Raw genomic sequence first — 20,238 nt, 5'->3', positions numbered from 1 at the left:
CGGCAAACACTTGCCCATTTGCGTCAGCGAGCGCCCTGACGGTCATCTTAGTCATGCATCTAAATAAATGAAGGCCTTGGCGGAAAATCTTCACTTAAATTCTGCCCGACTGTAGCAGCGCAGCCGTTTTCGCGCCTGATGGCGACCAGCGCCGCGCGTCCACGGGCCGTCTCCTCGAACGAGATGTCGGGAGTGACCGGGCCTTCGCCCTGCGTTCTTTCCCGGGGGTCCGTGCGCCCCCGCCTTCCGAACATCACATGTTCGGATAGACCGGGCCTCCGCCCTGCATCCTTCCGCGGGGGTCCGTGCGCCCCCGCCTTCCGAACATTACATGTTCGGATAGACCGGGCCTTCGCCCTGCATCCTTCCGCGGGGTCCGTGCGCCCCCGCCTTCCGAACATTACATGTTCGGATAGACCGGGCCTTCGCCCCCTTGGGGCGGCACCCAGTTGATGTTCTGGTTGGGGTCCTTGATGTCACAGGTCTTGCAGTGGACGCAGTTCTGGGCGTTGATGACGAAGGTCTGATGGCCGTCCTTCTCCACCCATTCATAGACGCCCGCGGGACAGTAGCGGGTCGAGGGGCCGGCAAAGACATCGTATTCGGAGCGCTTCTGCAGGTCGGGGTCCTTCACCTGCAGGTGGATCGGCTGGTCCTCCTCATGATTGGTGTTCGACAGGAACACCGAGGAGAGCCGGTCGAAGGTCAGGACCCCGTCCGGCTTCGGATAGTCGATCTTCTGGTGCTTTGCGGCCGGTTCCAGCGAGGCCGCATCGGTCTTGCCGTGCTTCAGCGTGCCGAAGAGGGACACGCCGAAGAGCTGGTTCGTCCACATGTCGAGGCCGCCGAGCGTCACGCCGAGTGCCGTGCCGAAACGCGACCACAGCGGCTTGACGTTCCTGACCCTTTTCAGGTCCTGGCCGATGGCACTGTCGCGCCAGCCCTTCTCGATCTCGATCGGCTCGTCATTCGCGCGGCCGGCAGCGATCGCCTCCGCCAGCTTCTCGGCCGCCAGCATACCCGATAGAACCGCATTGTGGCTGCCCTTGATGCGCGGCACGTTGACGAAGCCGGCCGAGCAGCCGATCAGCGCGCCGCCGGGGAAGGAGAGCTTCGGCACCGATTGGTAGCCGCCCTCGGTGATGGCACGGGCGCCATAGGAGAGGCGCTTGCCCCCTTCGAAGGTGCCGCGGATCGCCGGATGCGTCTTGAAGCGCTGGAACTCCTCGAAGGGATAGAGATAGGGGTTCTTGTAATTGAGATGAACCACGAAGCCGACGGCGACGAGATTGTCTTCGAGGTGATAGAGGAACGAACCGCCGCCGGTCTTCATGTCCAGAGGCCAGCCGAAGGAGTGCTGCACCAGGCCGGGTTTATGGTTCTCCGGTTTCACCTCCCAAAGCTCCTTGAGCCCGATGCCGAATTTCGGCACGTCGCGGCCCTCGTTGAGCCTGAACTGGGCGATCAGCTCTTTGGCGAGCGAGCCGCGCACGCCCTCGCCGATCAGCGTGTATTTGCCGAGGAGCGCCATGCCCCGGGCATAGTTCGGACCCGGCTCGCCGGAACGTTCGATGCCCATGTCGCCGGTGGCGACGCCGATCACGGCACCCTCGTCATTGTAGAGCACTTCGGTCGCGGCAAAGCCCGGATAGATCTCGACGCCGAGTTCCTCCGCCTTGGCGGCGAGCCAGCGACAGACGAGTCCAAGCGATACGATGTAGTTGCCGTGATTGTTCATCAGCGGCGGCATCAGGAAATTCGGCAGGCGGATCGAACCGGCGGGCCCCAGGAAGAGGAAATGGTCGTCGGTCACTTCCGTCTTGAAGGGGTGGTCGGGGTCCTCGCGCCAATCCGGCAGCAGCCGGTCAATGCCGATCGGATCGACGACGGCGCCGGAAAGGATGTGAGCGCCCACTTCCGCGCCCTTCTCGAGCACGACGACCGAAAGCTCCGGATTGACCTGTTTCAGCCGGATCGCGGCCGAAAGGCCCGCCGGACCCGCCCCGACGATCACCACGTCGAATTCCATGCTCTCACGCTCGGGGAGTTCTTGTACCTCGGTCATCCTGCTCTCCAGTCCTGCCGGTCTTCCGCCGGCTACTTTCCCAGCCACGAAGTTCCGTCATGGCAAATGTGGCAAGCCTTGTCGAGCCGAGATGCGACAGAGTTTCCCTGCATTTGCGCATGACCTGATGAGTTTAGCACAGTCGGCATATCTTACTTATACGTAAACATAAACTGAACGCGCTTGCTTTTGGCCGGCACCCGTGCGAGGAGGCCGCCCCCCTTTTTCCCACGCACGGAGATGATTATGGCATCCGCACTCGGCCTCGATTTCGGGACCACTAATTCCGTGCTGGCCGTGGCTGAAGGCGCCTCCACCCGGTCGATCGTGATGGAGAGCCCCGCCGGCAAAGCCGATTCGACCCGGACGGCGCTTTCCTTTCTGAAGGATTCGGGACCCCTCCCCTTGAGGATAGAAGCGGGACAGGCGGCAATCCGTGAGTTCATCGACAATCCCGGCGAGTGCCGTTTCCTGCAATCGATCAAGACCTTTGCCGCAAGCGCGCTGTTTCAAGGCACGCTCATCTTTGCGAAACGATATGATTTTGAAGATCTGATGCACGGCTTCCTTGCCCGTCTGCGGGAATATGCCGGTGGCGAATGGAACGACAGCCTTCAACGGATCGTCGTTGGCCGGCCCGTGCAGTTTGCCGGGGCCAATCCCGACGAGAAGCTGGCAGTCGAACGGTACAATCGCGCACTTCTGCGCTTCGGCTTTCCGGAGGTGCATCATGTCTATGAGCCGGTCGCGGCCGCCTTCTACTTCGCACGAAAGCTCAAGAGCGACGCAACCGTGCTTGTCGCCGATTTCGGCGGCGGCACCACCGATTACTCGATCATCCGCTTCGAACGCGAAGGCGGGCAACTGACCGCAAGGCCGATCGGGCATTCCGGGATCGGTATCGCCGGCGATCACTTCGACTTCCGCATCATCGACAATATCGTCGCGCCGCTCATTGGAAAGGGGAGTCTCTTTAAGAGCTTCGACAAGCTACTTGAAGTGCCGTCGAGCTACTACGCTAATTTCGGCCGCTGGAATCAGTTATCTATCTTCAAGACGCTGAGGGACTTCACCGAATTGAAGAAGCTTGTCCGCTCAAGCCTCGAGCCGGACAAGCTGGAGGCCTTCGTGGATCTCGTCGAGCACGATGAAGGCTATCCGCTCTACCAGGCGGTCTCGGCCACGAAAGTGCGCTTGTCGGTGGACGAGGAGACGGAGTTCTACTTTCCTCCGCTTGGGGAGCAATCACGCCGAACGGTGCGACGCGAGGATTTTGAAGGCTGGATCGCGCCCGACCTCGCCCGCATTGAAGAAGCCCTCGATACGGTGCTGGCGAAGACCGCAACGCCTTTCGGGGAGATAGACAGGGTATTCCTGACCGGCGGCACCTCCTTCGTACCGGCCGTCCGCCGGCTGTTCGAAAACCGCTTCGGCAAGGAAAGGATCGAAAGCGGCGGCGAACTCCTGTCGATCGCCCATGGCCTGGCGCTTATCGGCGAACGGGACGACGTCACGACCTGGACGACGGCCCATTGACGGCCCCTCAGCGGGTGGACCAGATCCGCCGATCTGCTAAAGTCGCGCCATGATCTCGGCCAACCACCTCTCTCCTTCCGAACTCGCCGCTCTCCTTGCCTTCCATGCTGAGGCGGGCGTCGAATGGCTGCTGGAGGAAGAACCGGTCGATCGCCTGGCGGAGTTCGAGGCCATGAAGGCGAGGCGCGCCGAAGGGCGCACCGCACCGCAGGCCAGGCAGCCGGCGGCTGCCGGCGCACAGATCGGAAGGGCGCAATCGCAAGTCCCGGCAGGCAGGGCCCGGGACGCCGCGCCGGTGCCGGTCGCACCGCCGAGTGTTGCCATACCCGACGAACAGGCGATCAGCGAGGCACGATTCGCCGCTGAGAGCGCACGCTCGCTGGCCGAGCTGCGTAGCGCGATGGAGGCCTTTGCCGGCTGCAACCTGAAAAACAGTGCCCGCAATCTCGTTTTCGCGGAAGGCAACGCGGCTTCGGGCATCATGATCATCGGGCCAATGCCCTATGGCGATGACGACCGAGATGCCCGTCCGTTCGCCGGCAGGCACGGCGACATGCTGGAACGCATGCTGGCCGGCATCGGGCTTTCCAGGGACGACGTGCTTCTCAGCAATGCAGTGCCGTGGCGGCCGCCAGGAAACCGCGTGCCAAGCGGCCGCGAAGCGGACATCTGCCGTCCCTTCATCGAGCGACAGATCGCCCTTGCCGAACCCAGGCATGTGCTGCTCCTCGGCAATTTCACGGCTCGGTTCTTTTACGGCGGCAGCGAGACGATCCATCAGATGCGCGGGCAATGGCGCGAGCTCGCCGCTGGCGGGCACGTCGCGGCGGCAATGGCGACTTTGCATCCGCTGGACCTGATTACGGCGCCGATCAACAAGCGCTTCGCCTGGCGGGATCTGCTGGCCTTCAAGGCCAAGCTCGGGGGCTGACGGCTCGACGCGAGATTCATGAATGAAGTGTGAAAAAAGCCATGCGATTTGCGCATGCCTGTGCGGCGCTTTGATGCATTGCAAAATTGATGCTGCATCGCAATATAGGTACACCGGGAGGAATGGAATAAGGAATTGAACCATGACTGCCCGCTTTCGCCCGATCCACAGCAGCTTTGAGACGCTCCGCCATGTGAGCCTTGCCCGGCGAACGCCCTTCAACCGCTTCGGCACGGCAGCCAACGAGCAAATGACGGCTGTCGGGTATGCCCGGACCACGCGTCCGACTCAGATTTACGCTGATTTCATCCAACGCTGATCCCTTGCAACGGCATACGCTCCTTCGGACGCATACAGTTCGCCGCAGCCTCGCGCATGAGGCTGCGCATCGAGCTTTCTGAAGATCGGGTCCGATTTTCGGGCCGATGCGCTGACACGGGCAGCGGCACAAGCGCTCACGGGTTGCGTCTTCTCGCCACGGGCTGTCGCAATCGACAGCGCCCGGAAACTAGAATAAGGCCACTCTCGTTTTTTCATACGCAGCGCTGCGCGTGTTTTCCGATGCGCGAAGATCGCTGGCCCTTGTTCTTCCGCGGGGCTGAGCAGGGGCGCAAGTTTCCGGGAGCGCCGAATGTTGGCGAATTTCGCATCCATCTTCAGTCTGATGCTGTCCACGCTTCTGATGATGGTGGCCTTCGGCCTGCAGAGCTACGTCATTCCGGTTCGCTCGGTCGCAGAGGACTGGTCGACGCTCACCGTATCGATCTTCGCGACCGGCTATACGCTGGGCTTCACCCTCTCCTGCGTCGTCACACCAAAATTCGTCCTGCGCGTCGGGCATATCCGCGTCTTCACAGCGCTGATGACGCTGCTGTCGATTGCGATCCTGATGTGCGGCCTCATCGTCGATTGGCGCGCCTGGATCGGTTTCCGCGCTGTATCCGGCTTTGCCATTGCCGGGAGCTATCTCGTCGTCGAAAGCTGGCTGAACGAGCGGGTGACGAACGAAAACCGCGGCCTCCTCTTTTCGCTCTATCTGATCACCACCATGATTGGAACGATTGCCGGCCAGTATCTGGTGCCGCTCGGCGATCCCACCAATACCTCCCTGTTCATCCTGTGCGGCGTACTGTTCTCGCTTGCGCTCCTGCCGACGGCGCTCTCATCATCGCCGATGCCGGCCGCGCCGACACAGGCGAATTTCGATCTCCGGGCTCTTTTCCACCGCTCACCGGTCGCGGTCGTCGGCGGCTTTCTCGCTGGCGCCCTCTCGGGCGCCTGGCTTAATCTCGGCGGCGTCTTTACCCAGAAGATCGGCCTTTCGACCTCGGAGGGCGCGACTCTGCTAGCGGCCGTGCTCGCCGGCAGCGCTCTTTCCCAGATCCCGATCGGTAGGGCCTCGGACCGAATGGACCGGCGCATCGTCATGGTCGCCTGCGGCGTCTTCGGCGTCCTTTCCTGCCTCGCCATGGCGTTGGCGATCGGCGGCGGCGCTTGGATCCTCTACGCCCTCGCCGGCTGCGTCGGCATGGTGCTTTTCCCGATCTATGCGCTGAACGTCGCCCACGCCAACGACCTCGCGCAGCCCGACGAATTTGTAAAGATCTCGTCAGGGCTGATGATCACTTACGGCCTCGGCACCATCTCCGGCCCATTGGTCGTTGGCCCGGTAATGGACGCGTTCGGTCCCGCCGCCCTGTTCGTCGTGCTCGCGGTCTATTTTGCGCTTTATGCCGGTTATGCAGCCTGGCGCATCGGGCAACGCGAGCAGCACGACGGCCTCGTCGCCAAGACCGATTTCCAGGCGACGACAGTCCTGCCGACCCCCGGCCCCGACGTGACAAATCCGCTCGCCCAGCAGGAGGCCGGTCCGATCATTGAGGATGATACGGTTCCCGAATGGGAGACGCAGGCGCAATAGCCGTCAGCCCTGCGGCGTCACGTGTTTACGGGCGCCCTTCCGCTCCAGTCCCAGCCGGCGTTCGCGGAAAATGATGAAGATGCCGGCACCGACGACGATCGCCGTACCGGCGAGCATGGTCGCCGTCGGCACATCGCCGAACAGGAAATAGCCGATGACGATGCCGAGCACGATGGAGGTATATTCGAATGGGGCGATCGTCGACATGTCGGCGTGACGATAGCTCTCCGTCAGCAGGATCTGCGCGACACCCCCGCAAAAGCCGGCAATCATCAGCAGCAGGAAAGACGTCCACGACATCGCGGCCCAGCCGAAGGGCAGCGTCGCCAGCGAGAAGATAGAGGCGGAAAGAGAGAAGTAGAGAACGATCGTATGCGTGCGCTCTTTCTGCACCAGCCTGCGCACGAGGACCATAGCCATGGCCCCGAAGATTGCCGACAGCAGGACTGCCGCGGCACCGAGCGCCTCGGATTCTCCGAAACCACCCTGCTCGAACAGGGTCAGCCGCGGCCAGGTGATGATCAACACCCCGACGAGCCCGATCATGACGGCTGTCCAGCGGTAAAGCCGCACGACCTCGCCGAGAAAGAACGCTGCAAAGGCCACCGCGAGAAGCGGCATGGCGTAGCCGATCGCAATCGCCTCCGGCAGCGGCAGATGCACGAGCCCGTAGAAGCCGAAGCTCATCGCCAGAATGCCGACGAAGCCGCGCGCAAGGTGGCCGGTGACATCGGTCGTCTTGAATGCATCGCGCAGCTGACCGCGCAAAGCGAGGAAGCCAAGGATCGGTACCATGGCAAAGGCAGAGCGGTAGAAGGTGATCTGGCCCGTCGCGATGTCGCTGCCGGCGGCCTTAATGCAGGTGGACATGCCGAGGAAAACGACGACGGACAGGATCTTGAGCAGAATTCCCCGCATTGGGCTATGAACGTCGGCATCCATGAAAACGTGCTTTTTCAGTCTGCCAACGGCCAGCCGGTTGCTGGAAGAGCGAGACTAGGGGAGGACGCGGCGGGCCCGCCGCGGAAAGATGCGTCACTCTAGCTCCGCCCGAAGAGGATGTTCGATCAAATATCTTGATGAAGCTAATTTTTTCGTGATGACTACCGAGTGTAGAAGGGCTTCAATCGGAGCGGACGAAAAAATCCTGTGGAATTTAGGTCTTGTTAGTGGCGCTTCGATAAACCTCCAGTGGACAGGGAGCGGGAGGGACATCGACGACGCGTTTGTGCCGAAAGTGCGGCCGACGGCATTCGCAAGCGCAGATTCTCGCTCCTTGGCCTTTTCACCATTACAGGCGCCCTCTACAACAGAGGCGGGGGGCGAAAGCGGGACTGACCATGCGGACAAATACCGGCCAGATCGTTCATCTGGAAGATTACCGACCGACCGATTTCGTTCTTGAGAGGGTGGACCTGACGTTCGAGCTCGACCCGAAGGAGACGAAGGTCGAGGCACGTCTGATCTTCCATCGACGGGAAGGCGCCAGCCCCTCCGCACCCCTGGTGCTCGACGGCGACGAACTGACCATGACCGGTCTGCTCCTCGACCAGGAGGAAATACCCGGGGCGCTTTACGAGGTGCGGGGCGATACGCTGACGATACGCGGATTGCCGGAGACAGTCCCCTTCGAGATCACCGTGACGACAGTGCTGTCACCGGAAACCAACACCAAGCTGATGGGGCTCTATCGCACGAGCAATGTCTATTGCACGCAGTGCGAGGCAGAGGGCTTCCGCCGCATCACCTATTTCCCCGACCGCCCCGACGTGCTCGCCGTCTACACGGTCAACATCATCGCCGACAAGGCGACGGCGCCACTCCTGCTTTCGAACGGCAATTATCTCGGCGGCGCCGACATGGGCGACGGCCGCCATTTTGCTTCCTGGTTCGATCCGCATCCCAAGCCCAGCTATCTCTTTGCGCTGGTCGCAGGCGACCTGGGCGTCGTCGAAGACAAATTCATGACCGCTTCGGGCCGCGAAGTGGCGCTGAAGATCTATGTCGAACACGGCAAGGAGCCGCGCGCGGCCTATGCCATGGACGCGCTGAAACGCGCGATGAAGTGGGACGAGGAGGTCTTCGACCGCGAATACGATCTCGATATCTTCATGATCGTTGCCGTCTCCGATTTCAACATGGGGGCCATGGAGAACAAGGGGCTCAACGTCTTCAACGACAAATACGTGCTCGCCGACCCGGATACGGCGACCGATGCGGATTACGCCAATATCGAGGCGATCATCGCGCATGAGTATTTCCACAACTGGACGGGAAACCGCATCACCTGCCGCGACTGGTTCCAGCTCTGCCTGAAAGAAGGCCTGACCGTCTATCGCGACCACGAGTTCTCCGCCGACATGCGCTCGCGCGTCGTCAAGCGCATCGCGGAGGTACGGCACCTGAAATCGGAGCAGTTTCCGGAGGATGCCGGGCCGCTCGCCCATCCGGTCCGGCCGGCGCAATATCGCGAGATCAACAACTTCTACACGACTACGGTGTACGAAAAGGGCTCCGAGGTGACGCGTATGATCGCCACGATCCTCGGACGCGATCTCTTCAAGAAGGGCATGGATCTCTATTTCGATCGCCATGACGGCGAGGCTGTGACGATCGAGGATTTCATCGCCTGCTTCGAGGATGCGAGCGGACGAGACCTCAGGCAGTTTTCGCTTTGGTACGAGCAGGCCGGAACGCCCCTGATCAGCGCTTCCGGATCCTACGACGCGGCCACGCAGACCTTCGCGCTTGCGCTGGAACAGACGGTGCCGCCGACGCCCGGCCAATCCGCCAAGAGGCCGATGCACATTCCGCTCCGTGTGGGCCTGCTTCTGCAGGACGGCAGCGAGGCCATCGCGACAGGCGCATCGGGTGCGGACGTCACCGGCGACGTGATCCACCTGACCGAACGCAGGCAGACGGTCGTCTTCTCCGGCATTCCGTCGCGCCCCGTCCCCTCCGTCAACCGCGGCTTTTCCGCGCCTATCAATCTCCATATCGAACAGAGCGCCGAGGACCGGGCTCTGATCGCGCGCCACGAGGTCGATCTCTTTGCCCGCTGGCAGGCGCTGAACGCGATGGCGTTGGACAATCTGGTCGAAGCGGCTGACGAAGCTCGCGGGGCACGACCGATCACCTGCGACGAGTCGTTCGTCGAGGGCCTTTTGGCGGCCGCCGGCGACGATCGGCTGGAACCGGCCTTCCGCTCGCAGGTCCTCTCCCTTCCAAGCGAGGCCGACGTCGCCCGCGAGATCGGCCACGACAACGATCCCGATGCCATTCATGCGGGCCGGCAGGCAATCCAGTTCGCCATTGCCGCATCCGGCCGGAGCACTTTCGAGCGCCTGATCGACGACATGGCACTGCCCGGCCCATTCCGTTCGGATGCCGAGAGCGCCGGCCGGCGTTCGCTCCGCAATGCGGCCCTTTCCTACCTCGTCTATGGCGACGGGCGTCCGGAAAGGGCGGCGGGCGCGTTCCACTCCGCCAACAACATGACCGATCTCAGCCTAGCGCTGACACTGCTTGCCCAACGCTTCCCGGACGCCGAAGAGACGGCGGAAGCGCTTGCCGCCTTCAAGAAACGCTTTGCCGACAATGCACTGGTCATCGACAAGTGGTTCGCCATCCAGGCGACGATACCCGGTCCGGCCACTCTGGAGCGCGTCAAGGCGCTGATGTCTGACCCGCTTTTCAACGCCAGCAACCCCAACCGCGTGCGCTCACTCGTCGGCACCTACGCCTTCTCCAATCCCACGGGCTTTAACCGCACCGATGGCGAAGGCTATCGCTTCCTCGCGCGGCAGATCCTAGAGATCGACCCCCGCAATCCGCAGCTTGCGGCGCGCATCCTGACCTCGATGCGCTCGTGGCGGTCGTTGGAGCAGGCAAGAGCCGGGCACGCACGCGACGCTCTCAGGGAAATCGCCGCGGCGTCCAGCCTCTCCGCCGATGTCAGCGACATTGTCGAACGCATGCTGCAGGACGAAGGCTAAATCGGCCTTGATATACGTAAGTACCACGGACACCTTGCGCGTCCGGTCGCGCTATGACTTTCCAACGATGAAAAGTGGTTAACAAATCTTTACCACTGCCCCTAGACAAGATGAATCGCCCTGTGATTCATTGAGTCAGATTCGGACGAGCGGTGCGCCGAATCACTGAGACAGCCTGCATCCGGCCCTTGCGGCCGAACGGGACGTTTCGGAGTGAGAGAACCAAGAGCCCCTTCGCATTCGACATGCTGGGGCCCACTCGATGACGGCGGTAGGGACAGATGGCGGACGCGCGACGGGGAAGCGCAGCCGACGGGCGGTTGCGACTCAAATTTCCGGCCTTTGCTGGTCTGGAGCGAGAGTTCATCGAGCAGGCGAAGCTCTTTGCGGAACCGGCATCGCGCAAACTCGCGAAGGCCGAGCCCTTCCTCAAGCGCTCCATTCCGGTCCTCATTATCGCCTTTCTCCTGATCGTCGCGCTCTCGCGCATGTCGGGCATCATGGACGAGCATGCCCGCATGGAGACGAGCTCCCGCCAGACCGTCAGCCTTGCGGCGGCGGCGGCCGCCGCCGCCTTCCAGGCCGACGGACCGGTGCTTTTTGCCGAGGGGCGGCGCTGGGAGGCCGAGCAGCGGCTTGCGCAATACCTGCCCGCCGAAGCGCTTGACGCCGGGATGTTTCTCCTGCTGGTACGCCGGGACGGCCGCATCTTCGCCGGCACCAATGGCGGTGCGGACTTTGTCGGACATGCGCTTGCCGCAATCGCGCCCGAAGCCGCCATGCTGCAATATTACGGCGAAGGCTCCAGCGTGATGAAGGCGCCGATTGATGGCGCCCGGCATCTCATAGCCGTGATGCAGGTGCCGGCGTCCGCGGGGGTCGTCGTGGCGGCCACACCGATTTCCCGGTTCGAAACCGCCTGGCGCGATGACATTTCGCTCAACGTGACACTGTTTGCCGGGATTTCGGCAATCCTGCTCGTCGTGCTTTACGCCTATTACATTCAGGCAAAGCGTGCGCGCGATGCCGATGCGATTTTCGCCGAATCGAACCTGCGCGTCGAAACCGCGCTGTCACGCGGCCGCTGCGGTCTTTGGGATTTCGACCTGGCCAACCGGCGTCTATTCTGGTCCCGCTCGATGTACGAGATGCTCGGCATGCCGGGTGACAGCAGCGTCCTGTCCTTTGGCGACGCCGCGCGGCTCATGCACCCGGAGGACCGCGGCATCTATCGGGTGGCGCGGGCGATCGCCAAGGGCAATGAGCGCCAGATCGATCAGGTTTTCCGGATGCGCCACGCGGGCGGCCACTATGTGTGGCTCCGCGCCCGCGCGCAGGTCATCCGCACCGTTTCGGGCCGGGCGCACCTTATCGGCATCGCCATGGACGTGACCGAGCAGCATCGGCTCGCACAGCGCTATGCGGAGGCGGACCAGCGCCTCGCCGACGCCATCGAGTGCACCTCGGAAGCCTTCGTCCTCTGGGACAAGCACGATCGTCTGGTCATGTGCAACACCCATTTTCAGCAGGCCTATCAGCTTCCGGACCACGTGCTTGTACCGGGTACCGAACGGGCCGTCGTGCATGCTGCCGCGGCAAAGCCCGTCGTCGAGCGGCGCGTGGCCGATCCGGACCGCAGCAATCACTCGCAGACCAGCGAGGTCCAACTCGCCGACGAGCGCTGGCTGCAGATCAACGAACGCCGCACCCGGGACGGCGGTCTCGTATCGGTCGGCACCGATATCACGCTCCTGAAGCGCCATCAGGTGCGCCTGCGCGAATCGGAGCGGCGGCTGATGGCGACAATCGGCGACCTCTCCGCGTCGCGCATCACGCTGGAGCGCCAAAAAGCCGAGCTTTCGGTCGCCAATTCCAACTACCAGGCGGAGAAGGAGCGTGCGGAGGCCGCAAACCGCGCCAAGTCCGAGTTCCTCGCCAACATGTCGCACGAGCTGCGCACGCCGCTGAACGCCATTCTCGGTTTCTCGGAAATCCTGCAGAACCAGATGTTCGGCCCGCTCGGCTCTGAGAAATACCACGAGTATTCGCGTGACATCTTCGAAAGCGGTAAGCATCTGCTCAACGTCATCAACGACATTCTCGACATGTCGAAGATCGAGGCCGGCCACATGCGCATCTCGCGCGAGAGGATCGACCTTGCGCCGCTGATCGACGAAACGCTGCGCTTCACCACAATTCCCGCCGAGCATAAGAATATCCGCATCGTCCAGCAGGTCTCCACCGGTCTGACGATGTTTGCCGACCGCCGGGCGATGAAGCAGGTGCTGCTCAATCTCCTCTCCAATGCGGTGAAGTTCACCAATGAAGGCGGACGCATATCCTTGAGGGCACGCAAGGTCCGCGGCGCGGTGACGCTGACCATTGCCGATTCCGGCATCGGCATCCCCAAGGATGCTCTGCAAAAGATCGGCCAGCCCTTCGAGCAGGTTCAGAGCCAATATGCCAAGAGCAAGGGCGGTTCCGGTCTCGGCCTTGCGATCTCCCGCTCGCTGACGCACCTGCACGGGGGAACGATGAAGATCCATTCGGCCGAGAGCGTCGGCACGATCATCTCCGTCAGGATTCCCGACCGCGCCTGACGCGGCTTCCCGACTTTCAGCCGGAGATAATCGACTCGAAAATCCGGCGCGTCGCCTTGGAAAGTCGGCGGATATCGGCCTCGAGATGCTTCAGGTCGGGATAGTCGCCGGCCCGGCAGACGAGGTCGACGAGACCGGACGGCGCCTCCCGTGGATCGAAATCGCCATCGATGCACAGGCGGACGATCTGCGATATCTCGGTGAACAGCGAAAGCGCCTCGACCGACGTATCGAGATCGTTTGCATCCATCAAATCGGCACCGAGCGTTTTCAGCGCCTCCATGGTGTGGCTTCCTGCGGGCAGCGGCTTCACGTTCTTGGCCGGTGCGATCAGCGCCAGATATTGCGCTATGAACTCGATGTCGACCAGACCGCCTGGGATGAGCTTAAAGTCCCAGATGCCGTTCGGCGGCTTTTCCTTTTCTATAAGCTCGCGCATCTCCCCCACATCCTTGCGGATCTTGTCGATGTCGCGCTTCTCAGAGAGCACTTCGGCGAAAATCGCCTCCGCCTCGCCGATCAGGCTGGCATCGCCGCAGATACAGCGCGCGCGCGTCAGGGCCAGATGCTCCCAGGTCCAGGCCTCGTTCCGCTGGTATTTGGCAAAGGCGGTAATGCGCGTTGCGACCGGGCCCTTGTTGCCCGACGGCCTCAGCCGCATGTCCACTTCGTAGAGAATGCCCTCCGCTGTCGGAGCGGAAAGGGCGGCGATCAGCCGCTGCGTCACGCGGGTGAAGTAACGGACCGGATCGAGCGGCTTGGCGCCATCGGATTCGGACGCCTCGTCACCGTAGTCGTAGAGCAGAATGAGGTCGACGTCGGAACCAGCCGTCAGCTCATGGCTCCCGAGCTTGCCCATGCCGACGATGGCCACGCGCCCCCCGGGAAAGCGGCCATGTGCGACGCGGATCTCTTCGAGCACCGCATCGAGCGCGGCGGCGATGATCAGGTCTGCGAGATCGGTGAAGGCCCTTCCCGCCTGCAGTCCGGTAATCGCCCCGGTGAGCAGCCTTATCCCGATCAGGAAGCGCTGTTCGGCGGCGATGATGCGCAAGCGGTCGAGCACGTCCTCGTAGTGACGGCCGCCGGCAACGAAATTGGCGATCCGCGGTGCGAGATGGTCGCGCGTCGGCAGTTCGGCGAGAAGCCCCGGATCCAGCATGCCGTCGAAGACGTGCGGCTTCGCGGCGATGATATCGGCAAGACGCGGGGCCGAAGACATGATGTTGACGATCAGCGACAGAAGCCCGGGATTGCTCCCGAGCAATGAAAAGAGCTGAATGCCCGCCGGCAGTCCGGAGATGAACTGATCGAAGCGCAGGAGCGCATCATCGGCGCGCCGGCTCTCACCGAAGACGCGCAGAAGCTCCGGCGTCAACTCCGTCAGCCGCTCGCGCGCCTCCACGGACTGCGTCGCCCGGTACCGACCATAATGCCAGGTGCGGATGATGCGGGCTATGTCCGATGGCCGCTCGAAACCGAGCTTCTTCAGCGTCCGCAGCGTGTCCGGATCGTCCTGCTGGCCGGTGAAGACGAGATTGCCTGTCTCGCTCGAAAGCCTCGCCTCCTGCTCGAAGAGCTGCGCGTAGCGCCGCTCGACTGTCCGCAAGGTGCCGGAGAACCGCGCTGCGAAGGCGGCGGTGTCGCCAAAACCGAGCATGCAGGCGATCCGCTTCAACTCCGACTCCGTCTCGGGGAGAAGATGCGTCTGCTCGTCGTGCACCATCTGGATACGGTGCTCGACATCGCGCAGGAACCAGTAGGCGTCGATCAGTTCGTTCGCCGTTCCAGGATCTATCCAGCCGGTGTCTGCGAGGGCGCGCAGCATCGCTTCGGTCGCCCGCAACCGGAGAGCCGGCATACGTCCACCGGCGATCAGTTGCTGCGTCTGCACGAAGAATTCGATCTCGCGGATGCCGCCACGGCCGAGCTTGACATTGTGTCCCTTGACCGCGATTTCGCCGTGACCCTTATGCGCATGAATCTGCCGCTTGATCGAGTGGATATCGGCGATCGCCGCATAATCGAGGTATTTGCGGAAGACGAAGGGGGTCAATTCCTTGAGGAAACGCTCGCCCGCCGCCAGGTCACCGGCGACCGGCCGCGCCTTGATGAAGGCGGCGCGCTCCCAGTTCTGGCCCCGACTTTCATAATAGAGCATCGCCGCCTCGACGGGGATTGCGAGCGGGGTGGACCCCGGGTCCGGCCGCAGGCGCAGGTCCGTGCGGAAGACATAACCGTCGCCGGTTCTCTCCTGCAGAATGCGGACCAGCCGCCTCAAGAGCCGCGCGAAGGTCTCCGGCGCCTCGTCTGGCCGCAGCAGCATGGCTGACTGCGGATCGTAGAAGACCACAAGATCGATGTCGGAGGAATAATTGAGCTCCGCGGCACCGAGCTTGCCCATGCCGAGGACGACGACGCCGGAACCGGCGCTCGGTGCGGCTGGGTCCTTCAGCGAAAACTTGCCGCTCTCCGCTGCGCTCAACAGCAGGTGACCGACCGCAGCAGACACCGCCGCGCCCGCGAAATCGCTCAGCCAGCGAGTCGTCTCCCGGCCGTCAAAAAGCCGGGAGAGATCGGCGAGCGCGAGCGCGAAAGCAATCTCGCGTTTGGCCCGCCGCAGCCGCGACATGACTTCCGCGTCCTGCAGTGCAACGCCCGTCCCCTTCCATGCCGCCCGCGTGGTGTCTATCCGGCGCTCGAGGAATAGAAGCAAGGGTTCGGCAAGCAGCGCCTCGAGAATGGCCGGATGGCTGCCGAGCGTGTCGCGCAAGAATGGGGAAAGTGCGAAGGCGGCGACGAGGAAGTCCTTGAGCGGTGCATCGGAGGCAAGCACCGCAGCAATTGCCTCCCGCCCTTTCGCCGCGTCCTTCAGGGCCGCAAGCGCAGCCTTCGCGTCGGCCTGACTTGCCGGCCGGATGGACACCGCGTCGATATCGGACAATCGCCTTTCGTTCGCTGCCTGCATCGAGATCCCTCCCCGCGTCTCAGTCGGTCTATCGGGCCAAGGCGGTCGGGAAAACCATGCGTACCGTCAATCCCGTGCCGTCCGGTTCGGTGGCCGTGAGTTCCAGTGAGCCATGGTGCATTTCCATGACCGCTTCGACAAGGGAAAGGCCGAGCCCGGTCCCGGGTTTCGATCGGCTTTCGTCGAGCCGAACGAAGCGCTTCACGACTTCGCTGCGCATGCCCTCCGGCACGCCGGGGCCATGGTCGGCGATGGTGAGCAGGACGTTGCCGTCGCTCTTTTTCATTTCCACCCGGATCAGCGGATTTGTCGCACCGTCCGCATATTTGATGGCATTGTCGATCAGATTGCCGAGCGCCTGACCGATGAGCTCGCGATTGCCAGAAACCGTCACCTTCGGCTCGATGTCCTCCTCCAGCCGCAGCGCACTTTCCTCCGCAAGCGGTTCGTAGAGCTCGACGCAATCGGCGACGATGCGGGTGAGATCGACTTCGCTCATCTCCGCTACGGCTGAACCCGCCTCCACGCGCGAAATCATCAAGAGCGCATTGAAGGTGCGGATCAGCTGGTCTGATTCGACGATGATCTCCTCAAGCGCGGTGCTCTGGTTCTCCCGATTGGCAAGCGCCGCTTCGGCCTTGTTGCGCAAGCGTGTCAGCGGCGTCTTGAGATCATGCGCGATGTTATCGGAAACCTGTCTGAGGCCCTCATCCAGCTTCTCGATGCGGCCGAGCATCGTGTTCAGCGATTCCGAAAGCCGGTCGAACTCGTCGCCGGATCCGCTCATCGGCAGGCGCTGCGACAGGTCGCCCGCCATGATCTTGGTGCTTGCTTCGGACATCCGGTCGATACGCCTCAGGGCGTTGCGCCCGATGCCGAACCAGATCACCAGCGCACCGAGCCCCATGATGCCGAGTGCCACCACCAGGGCCTGACGGACGAGAGCGCTAAACTTCTCAGGCTCCTGCAGGTCGCGGCCGACAAGAATCCTGAGGCCGTTGTCGAGCACGATCACCTGGGCAAGCGCCACATGGCTGTCGGCGCGACTCTCGTCGGTGAAGCGGCGGTAGCGGAAAGGCTCGGATGTCCAGCCTGCGTCGTCGAGGAGGCCCGGTTCGAGGCTCGCCACATTTCCGGCGAGAATTTCCCCCGCCGGGCCGGCGATGACATAGAGATTGGCGCCGGGCTGGCGCGCGCGGCGTTCGAGCGTGCGAAGCAGGCCGCTGATGCCGGCACGATCGTAAACGCCCTCGATCTGGATTGCCTCGGCGGCGATTGCTTCGCGTGTCTGCTGTTCCAGCAGACGTTCGGACATGCCGGTGACGTAGAAGACGAGAATGGCGGCACAAAGGGAGAAGAGTACGAGATAGAGTGCGGAGAGTCTGACCGCGGTCGTCCTGAACAGAACGCTGAACCTGCTCATGTTTCAGACGTCCGGTCATCCTTGATCATATAACCGGCGCCACGAACGGTTCTGAGCAATGGCGGATCGAAGTCCTTCTCGATCTTCGAGCGCAGGCGCGAGACGTGAACATCGATGACGTTTGTCTGCGGGTCGAAGTGATAGTCCCACACATTCTCGAGCAGCATGGTGCGCGTGACCACCTGGCCCGCATTCTTCATGAGGTATTCGAGCAGGCGGAACTCGCGCGGCTGCAGCGGAATTTCCTTGCCTTGCCGCCGGACCGAGTGGGAGAGCCGATCGAGTTCGAGGTCTCCGACGCGGTAGATCATGTCCTGCTCCGGCGCACCCTTTCGCCGGCCGAGCACCTCGACGCGCGCCAGGAGCTCGCTGAAGGCATAGGGTTTCGGCAGATAATCATCGCCACCGGCGCGAAGGCCCGTGACGCGGTCGTCCACCTGACCGAGAGCGGAGAGGATGAGCACCGGCGTGTGGATGTCCCTGCGCCTGAGTTCGGTAATCAGCGACAGCCCGTCGCGACGCGGCAGCATGCGGTCGACCACAAGCACGTCGTAAGCGTTTTCGCTCGCCATGAACAGGCCGCTCTCGCCGTCGCTTGCATGGTCGGAAACAATACCCGCCTCACGAAAAGCCTTGGCGAGATAGGCCGCGGCCTCGAGGTCGTCTTCAACAATGAGAATCTTCATACGCGTGACCATAGTCCCGGACCTCTGTTCGTCTCAACCGGTTTCGGTTCGCAAAGCGGCCCGAGCTACTCATGGTGTTCCCGCCTGCATGTCTCCTTGAACCGACCTCGATTTAAAAAACAAAGACATGCAGCAATTCAAAGTGATACACCGACCTTTACGCTCCTGGTAACTGGCGGCGGCGCCATAGGAATCATGTAGCAGGTGGGTCGGAACGGAAACCGCCGCAATGATCGCGGCGGGTTCGGCTGTGTGTTAGGACGCGGTCGGGAATGGCTCTTCGGCACCTTCCCGACCGCTCTCCAGTCCGTCTCGCCGTTGGTCAGCCCTGCTCGATCGGGAGCGCCACGAAGCGGCTGCCCTCGGCAGCTTCGATCTGAAAGAGCGCCTTGCTGCGGCCATCCTTCCGGGCGGTCTCGATAACCTTGAGGATCTCGTCCGCCGACTTCACGTCCTGATTGTTGACAGAGACAATCTTCTCGCCTTCCTTCAGGCCGCGATCTCCGGCATCGGACTCCGGATCGACGGAGGTGATGGTGACGCCCTGACCGTCGTCCGACGGAATGACCGCCAGGCCAAGATCGGACAGCGTTTCCTCACCTGTCTGACCCCGGTTGGACTGCTCGTCGTCACTGTCAGGAGTCCTATCCGCGGTGTCGTCCGGCAGCGTTCCAATCTCGAGCTTTACGCTCTCGGACTTGCCATCGCGCCACAGGGTGACCTCGGCGCTCGAACCCGGATTGATCGCCGCGACACGCCGTGCGAGGTCGCGCGGATCCTTGACCGGTTCGCCGTTGAGCGCAGTCACGACGTCGCCCTGCTTGATACCGGCCTTTTCGCCCGGCGAACCCGGCTGCGGCTCGACGACGAGAGCGCCCTGCGCCTCGGCCAGGCCGAGGGAATCGGCGATATCCTTGGTGACAGGCTGGATCTGAACGCCAAGCCAGCCGCGCGAAACGGTGCCGTCCTTGATCAGATCCTCGACGACGTTCCTGGCTACCGATGCGGGAATGGCGAAGGCAATGCCGACATTGCCGCCGGACGGAGAAAATATCGCCGTGTTGATGCCAACGACTTCGCCGGCGAGATCGAAGGTGGGGCCGCCGGAGTTGCCACGATTCACTGCCGCGTCGACCTGCAGGTAATCGTCGTAGGGGCCGGAGCCGATGTCGCGACCGCGGGCTGAGACGATACCCGCCGTCACCGTGCCGCCGAGGCCGAACGGGTTGCCGACCGCAACCACCCAGTCGCCTACGCGCACCTTGGTGTCATCGGCAAAGCTGACATAGGCGAACTTGCGCTTGGCATCCACCTTCAGCACGGCAAGATCCGTGCGCTGGTCCTTGCCAACGAGCTTGGCATCAAGCTCCGTTCCGTCGTTCAGGATGACGCTGAAGGAGGAGCCATCGGAAACGACGTGATTGTTGGTGACGACATAACCGTCTTGGCTGATGAAGAAGCCGGAGCCCTGCGCCCGCGGGCGGAGCCGGCCTTCACGGGGGCCATGGCGCTCACGCCAACGATCGGCCCGATCCCCCTCGCGCTGACCCGGCCCGCCGAACTCACGGAAGAACCGCTTCAGCGGGTGGTCGTCAGGCAAATCTTCCAGGCCCCGGCCGAAATCGAAGCTGAAATTGCCGGTCTGTTCATTTGAGACCTGCACACGCGATTGCACGCGAACGGAGACGACCGCCGGGGAAACGGCCTCAACGACATCGGCGAAGCTGGCAACGTTCGGCGCCTGCACCTTCACTGCCTGCGCGAAGGAGTGCGAGATCTGCGCCGGAATGCCTGTGGTCAGCATCACGGCCGCAGCGCCGGCGACCGTAGACGTCTTCAGAATGGTCTTGAGAGAGGGACGCAGAGATTTCTTCGTGGACATTCGATTTGCCTTTTCTCTTCCATGGAGCCCCGCCGGACGGCGATGGCTCGAAACCTTGGTGTCAGATCCGGCAGGCCGTAACCTGCTCGTCTGATTGGCTGCGACTGGAGGAACAGCCGATAAAGCAAGATTTAAGGGAAGGCACCTTACTGAGTTCTGTCCGTCAGATGAACTTTTCGTAATGTTCGTTGGAGCCAGCAAAATTTGAACACATATGGCGTTCTCGCCCCC

At 62.6% G+C, this 20,238-nt stretch carries 12 protein-coding genes; 6 read left to right on the top strand and 6 right to left on the bottom strand.

Annotation, left to right across the window (positions count from 1 at the left end; genetic code table 11):
* Positions 1-400: 400 nt before the first annotated feature.
* The gene (locus SJ05684_RS03195) at positions 401-2,065 is read right to left on the bottom strand and encodes an electron transfer flavoprotein-ubiquinone oxidoreductase (protein WP_034852518.1); all 1,665 of its coding nucleotides are present in this window, start codon (positions 2,063-2,065) and stop codon (positions 401-403) included.
* A 246-nt stretch (positions 2,066-2,311) separates the two neighbouring features.
* Between SJ05684_RS03195 and SJ05684_RS03190 the strand changes: the two genes are divergently transcribed.
* From SJ05684_RS03190 to SJ05684_RS03175, 4 genes are all read left to right on the top strand, one after another.
* Complete coding sequence (locus SJ05684_RS03190; RefSeq protein WP_034852517.1) at positions 2,312-3,601, top strand: Hsp70 family protein; 1,290 nt, start codon at positions 2,312-2,314, stop codon at positions 3,599-3,601.
* A 49-nt stretch (positions 3,602-3,650) separates the two neighbouring features.
* Complete coding sequence (locus SJ05684_RS03185; RefSeq protein ID WP_034852516.1) at positions 3,651-4,532, top strand: uracil-DNA glycosylase; 882 nt, start codon at positions 3,651-3,653, stop codon at positions 4,530-4,532.
* A 142-nt stretch (positions 4,533-4,674) separates the two neighbouring features.
* Entirely contained in the window at positions 4,675-4,851 is a 177-nt protein-coding gene (locus tag SJ05684_RS03180) for a hypothetical protein (protein ID WP_085939004.1), read from the top strand.
* A gap of 312 nt (positions 4,852-5,163) precedes the next feature.
* Positions 5,164-6,453 (top strand): MFS transporter, encoded by a 1,290-nt coding sequence (locus SJ05684_RS03175; protein ID WP_034852515.1) that lies wholly within the window; start codon positions 5,164-5,166, stop codon positions 6,451-6,453.
* A 3-nt stretch (positions 6,454-6,456) separates the two neighbouring features.
* Here the strand turns inward: SJ05684_RS03175 and SJ05684_RS03170 are convergent, their stop codons facing one another.
* Positions 6,457-7,395, bottom strand: a complete 939-nt coding sequence (locus tag SJ05684_RS03170; RefSeq protein ID WP_034852514.1) for a DMT family transporter — start codon at positions 7,393-7,395, stop codon at positions 6,457-6,459.
* A 398-nt stretch (positions 7,396-7,793) separates the two neighbouring features.
* Between SJ05684_RS03170 and pepN the strand changes: the two genes are divergently transcribed.
* Together pepN and SJ05684_RS03160 are read left to right on the top strand one after the other, a co-directional pair.
* A complete protein-coding gene (gene pepN, locus SJ05684_RS03165; RefSeq protein WP_034852512.1) occupies positions 7,794-10,448 on the top strand; it encodes an aminopeptidase N in 2,655 nt (884 codons plus the stop codon).
* Positions 10,449-10,729: 281 nt separating this feature from the next.
* The gene (locus SJ05684_RS03160; protein WP_034852510.1) at positions 10,730-13,048 is read left to right on the top strand and encodes a PAS domain-containing sensor histidine kinase; all 2,319 of its coding nucleotides are present in this window, start codon (positions 10,730-10,732) and stop codon (positions 13,046-13,048) included.
* A gap of 16 nt (positions 13,049-13,064) precedes the next feature.
* On the opposite strand, the gene SJ05684_RS03155 is transcribed toward SJ05684_RS03160, so the two are convergent.
* The 4 genes from SJ05684_RS03155 to SJ05684_RS03140 form a co-directional block, all read right to left on the bottom strand.
* Complete coding sequence (locus tag SJ05684_RS03155) at positions 13,065-16,016, bottom strand: bifunctional [glutamine synthetase] adenylyltransferase/[glutamine synthetase]-adenylyl-L-tyrosine phosphorylase (RefSeq protein ID WP_034852508.1); 2,952 nt, start codon at positions 16,014-16,016, stop codon at positions 13,065-13,067.
* A 28-nt stretch (positions 16,017-16,044) separates the two neighbouring features.
* Positions 16,045-17,439 (bottom strand): sensor histidine kinase, encoded by a 1,395-nt coding sequence (locus tag SJ05684_RS03150; RefSeq protein ID WP_034852506.1) that lies wholly within the window; start codon positions 17,437-17,439, stop codon positions 16,045-16,047.
* Positions 17,436-18,137 (bottom strand): response regulator transcription factor, encoded by a 702-nt coding sequence (locus tag SJ05684_RS03145; RefSeq protein ID WP_034852504.1) that lies wholly within the window; start codon positions 18,135-18,137, stop codon positions 17,436-17,438. The genes SJ05684_RS03150 and SJ05684_RS03145 overlap by 4 nt, the downstream gene beginning before the upstream one ends.
* A gap of 310 nt (positions 18,138-18,447) precedes the next feature.
* A complete protein-coding gene (locus SJ05684_RS03140; RefSeq protein ID WP_034852502.1) occupies positions 18,448-20,007 on the bottom strand; it encodes a Do family serine endopeptidase in 1,560 nt (519 codons plus the stop codon).
* Positions 20,008-20,238 lie beyond the last annotated feature (231 nt).

The organism is Sinorhizobium sojae CCBAU 05684 (assembly GCF_002288525.1).
Lineage (GTDB): Bacteria > Pseudomonadota > Alphaproteobacteria > Rhizobiales > Rhizobiaceae > Sinorhizobium > Sinorhizobium sojae.
The sequence above is the reverse complement of the archived record's forward strand: the minus strand, read 5'-3'. Positions and strand labels throughout refer to the sequence as shown.

What these genes read in the sequence shown, in the direction of transcription:
- pepN (WP_034852512.1), top strand. Translation starts at nt 7,794, where the DNA reads ATGCGGACAAATACCGGCCAGATCGTTCATCTGGAAGATTACCGACCG.
- SJ05684_RS03155 (WP_034852508.1), bottom strand. Translation starts at nt 16,016, where the DNA reads ATGCAGGCAGCGAACGAAAGGCGATTGTCCGATATCGACGCGGTGTCC.
- SJ05684_RS03150 (WP_034852506.1), bottom strand. Translation starts at nt 17,439, where the DNA reads ATGAGCAGGTTCAGCGTTCTGTTCAGGACGACCGCGGTCAGACTCTCC.
- SJ05684_RS03180 (WP_085939004.1), top strand. Translation starts at nt 4,675, where the DNA reads ATGACTGCCCGCTTTCGCCCGATCCACAGCAGCTTTGAGACGCTCCGC.
- SJ05684_RS03190 (WP_034852517.1), top strand. Translation starts at nt 2,312, where the DNA reads ATGGCATCCGCACTCGGCCTCGATTTCGGGACCACTAATTCCGTGCTG.
- SJ05684_RS03140 (WP_034852502.1), bottom strand. Translation starts at nt 20,007, where the DNA reads ATGTCCACGAAGAAATCTCTGCGTCCCTCTCTCAAGACCATTCTGAAG.
- SJ05684_RS03145 (WP_034852504.1), bottom strand. Translation starts at nt 18,137, where the DNA reads ATGGTCACGCGTATGAAGATTCTCATTGTTGAAGACGACCTCGAGGCC.
- SJ05684_RS03170 (WP_034852514.1), bottom strand. Translation starts at nt 7,395, where the DNA reads ATGGATGCCGACGTTCATAGCCCAATGCGGGGAATTCTGCTCAAGATC.
- SJ05684_RS03160 (WP_034852510.1), top strand. Translation starts at nt 10,730, where the DNA reads ATGGCGGACGCGCGACGGGGAAGCGCAGCCGACGGGCGGTTGCGACTC.
- SJ05684_RS03175 (WP_034852515.1), top strand. Translation starts at nt 5,164, where the DNA reads ATGTTGGCGAATTTCGCATCCATCTTCAGTCTGATGCTGTCCACGCTT.
- SJ05684_RS03195 (WP_034852518.1), bottom strand. Translation starts at nt 2,065, where the DNA reads ATGACCGAGGTACAAGAACTCCCCGAGCGTGAGAGCATGGAATTCGAC.
- SJ05684_RS03185 (WP_034852516.1), top strand. Translation starts at nt 3,651, where the DNA reads ATGATCTCGGCCAACCACCTCTCTCCTTCCGAACTCGCCGCTCTCCTT.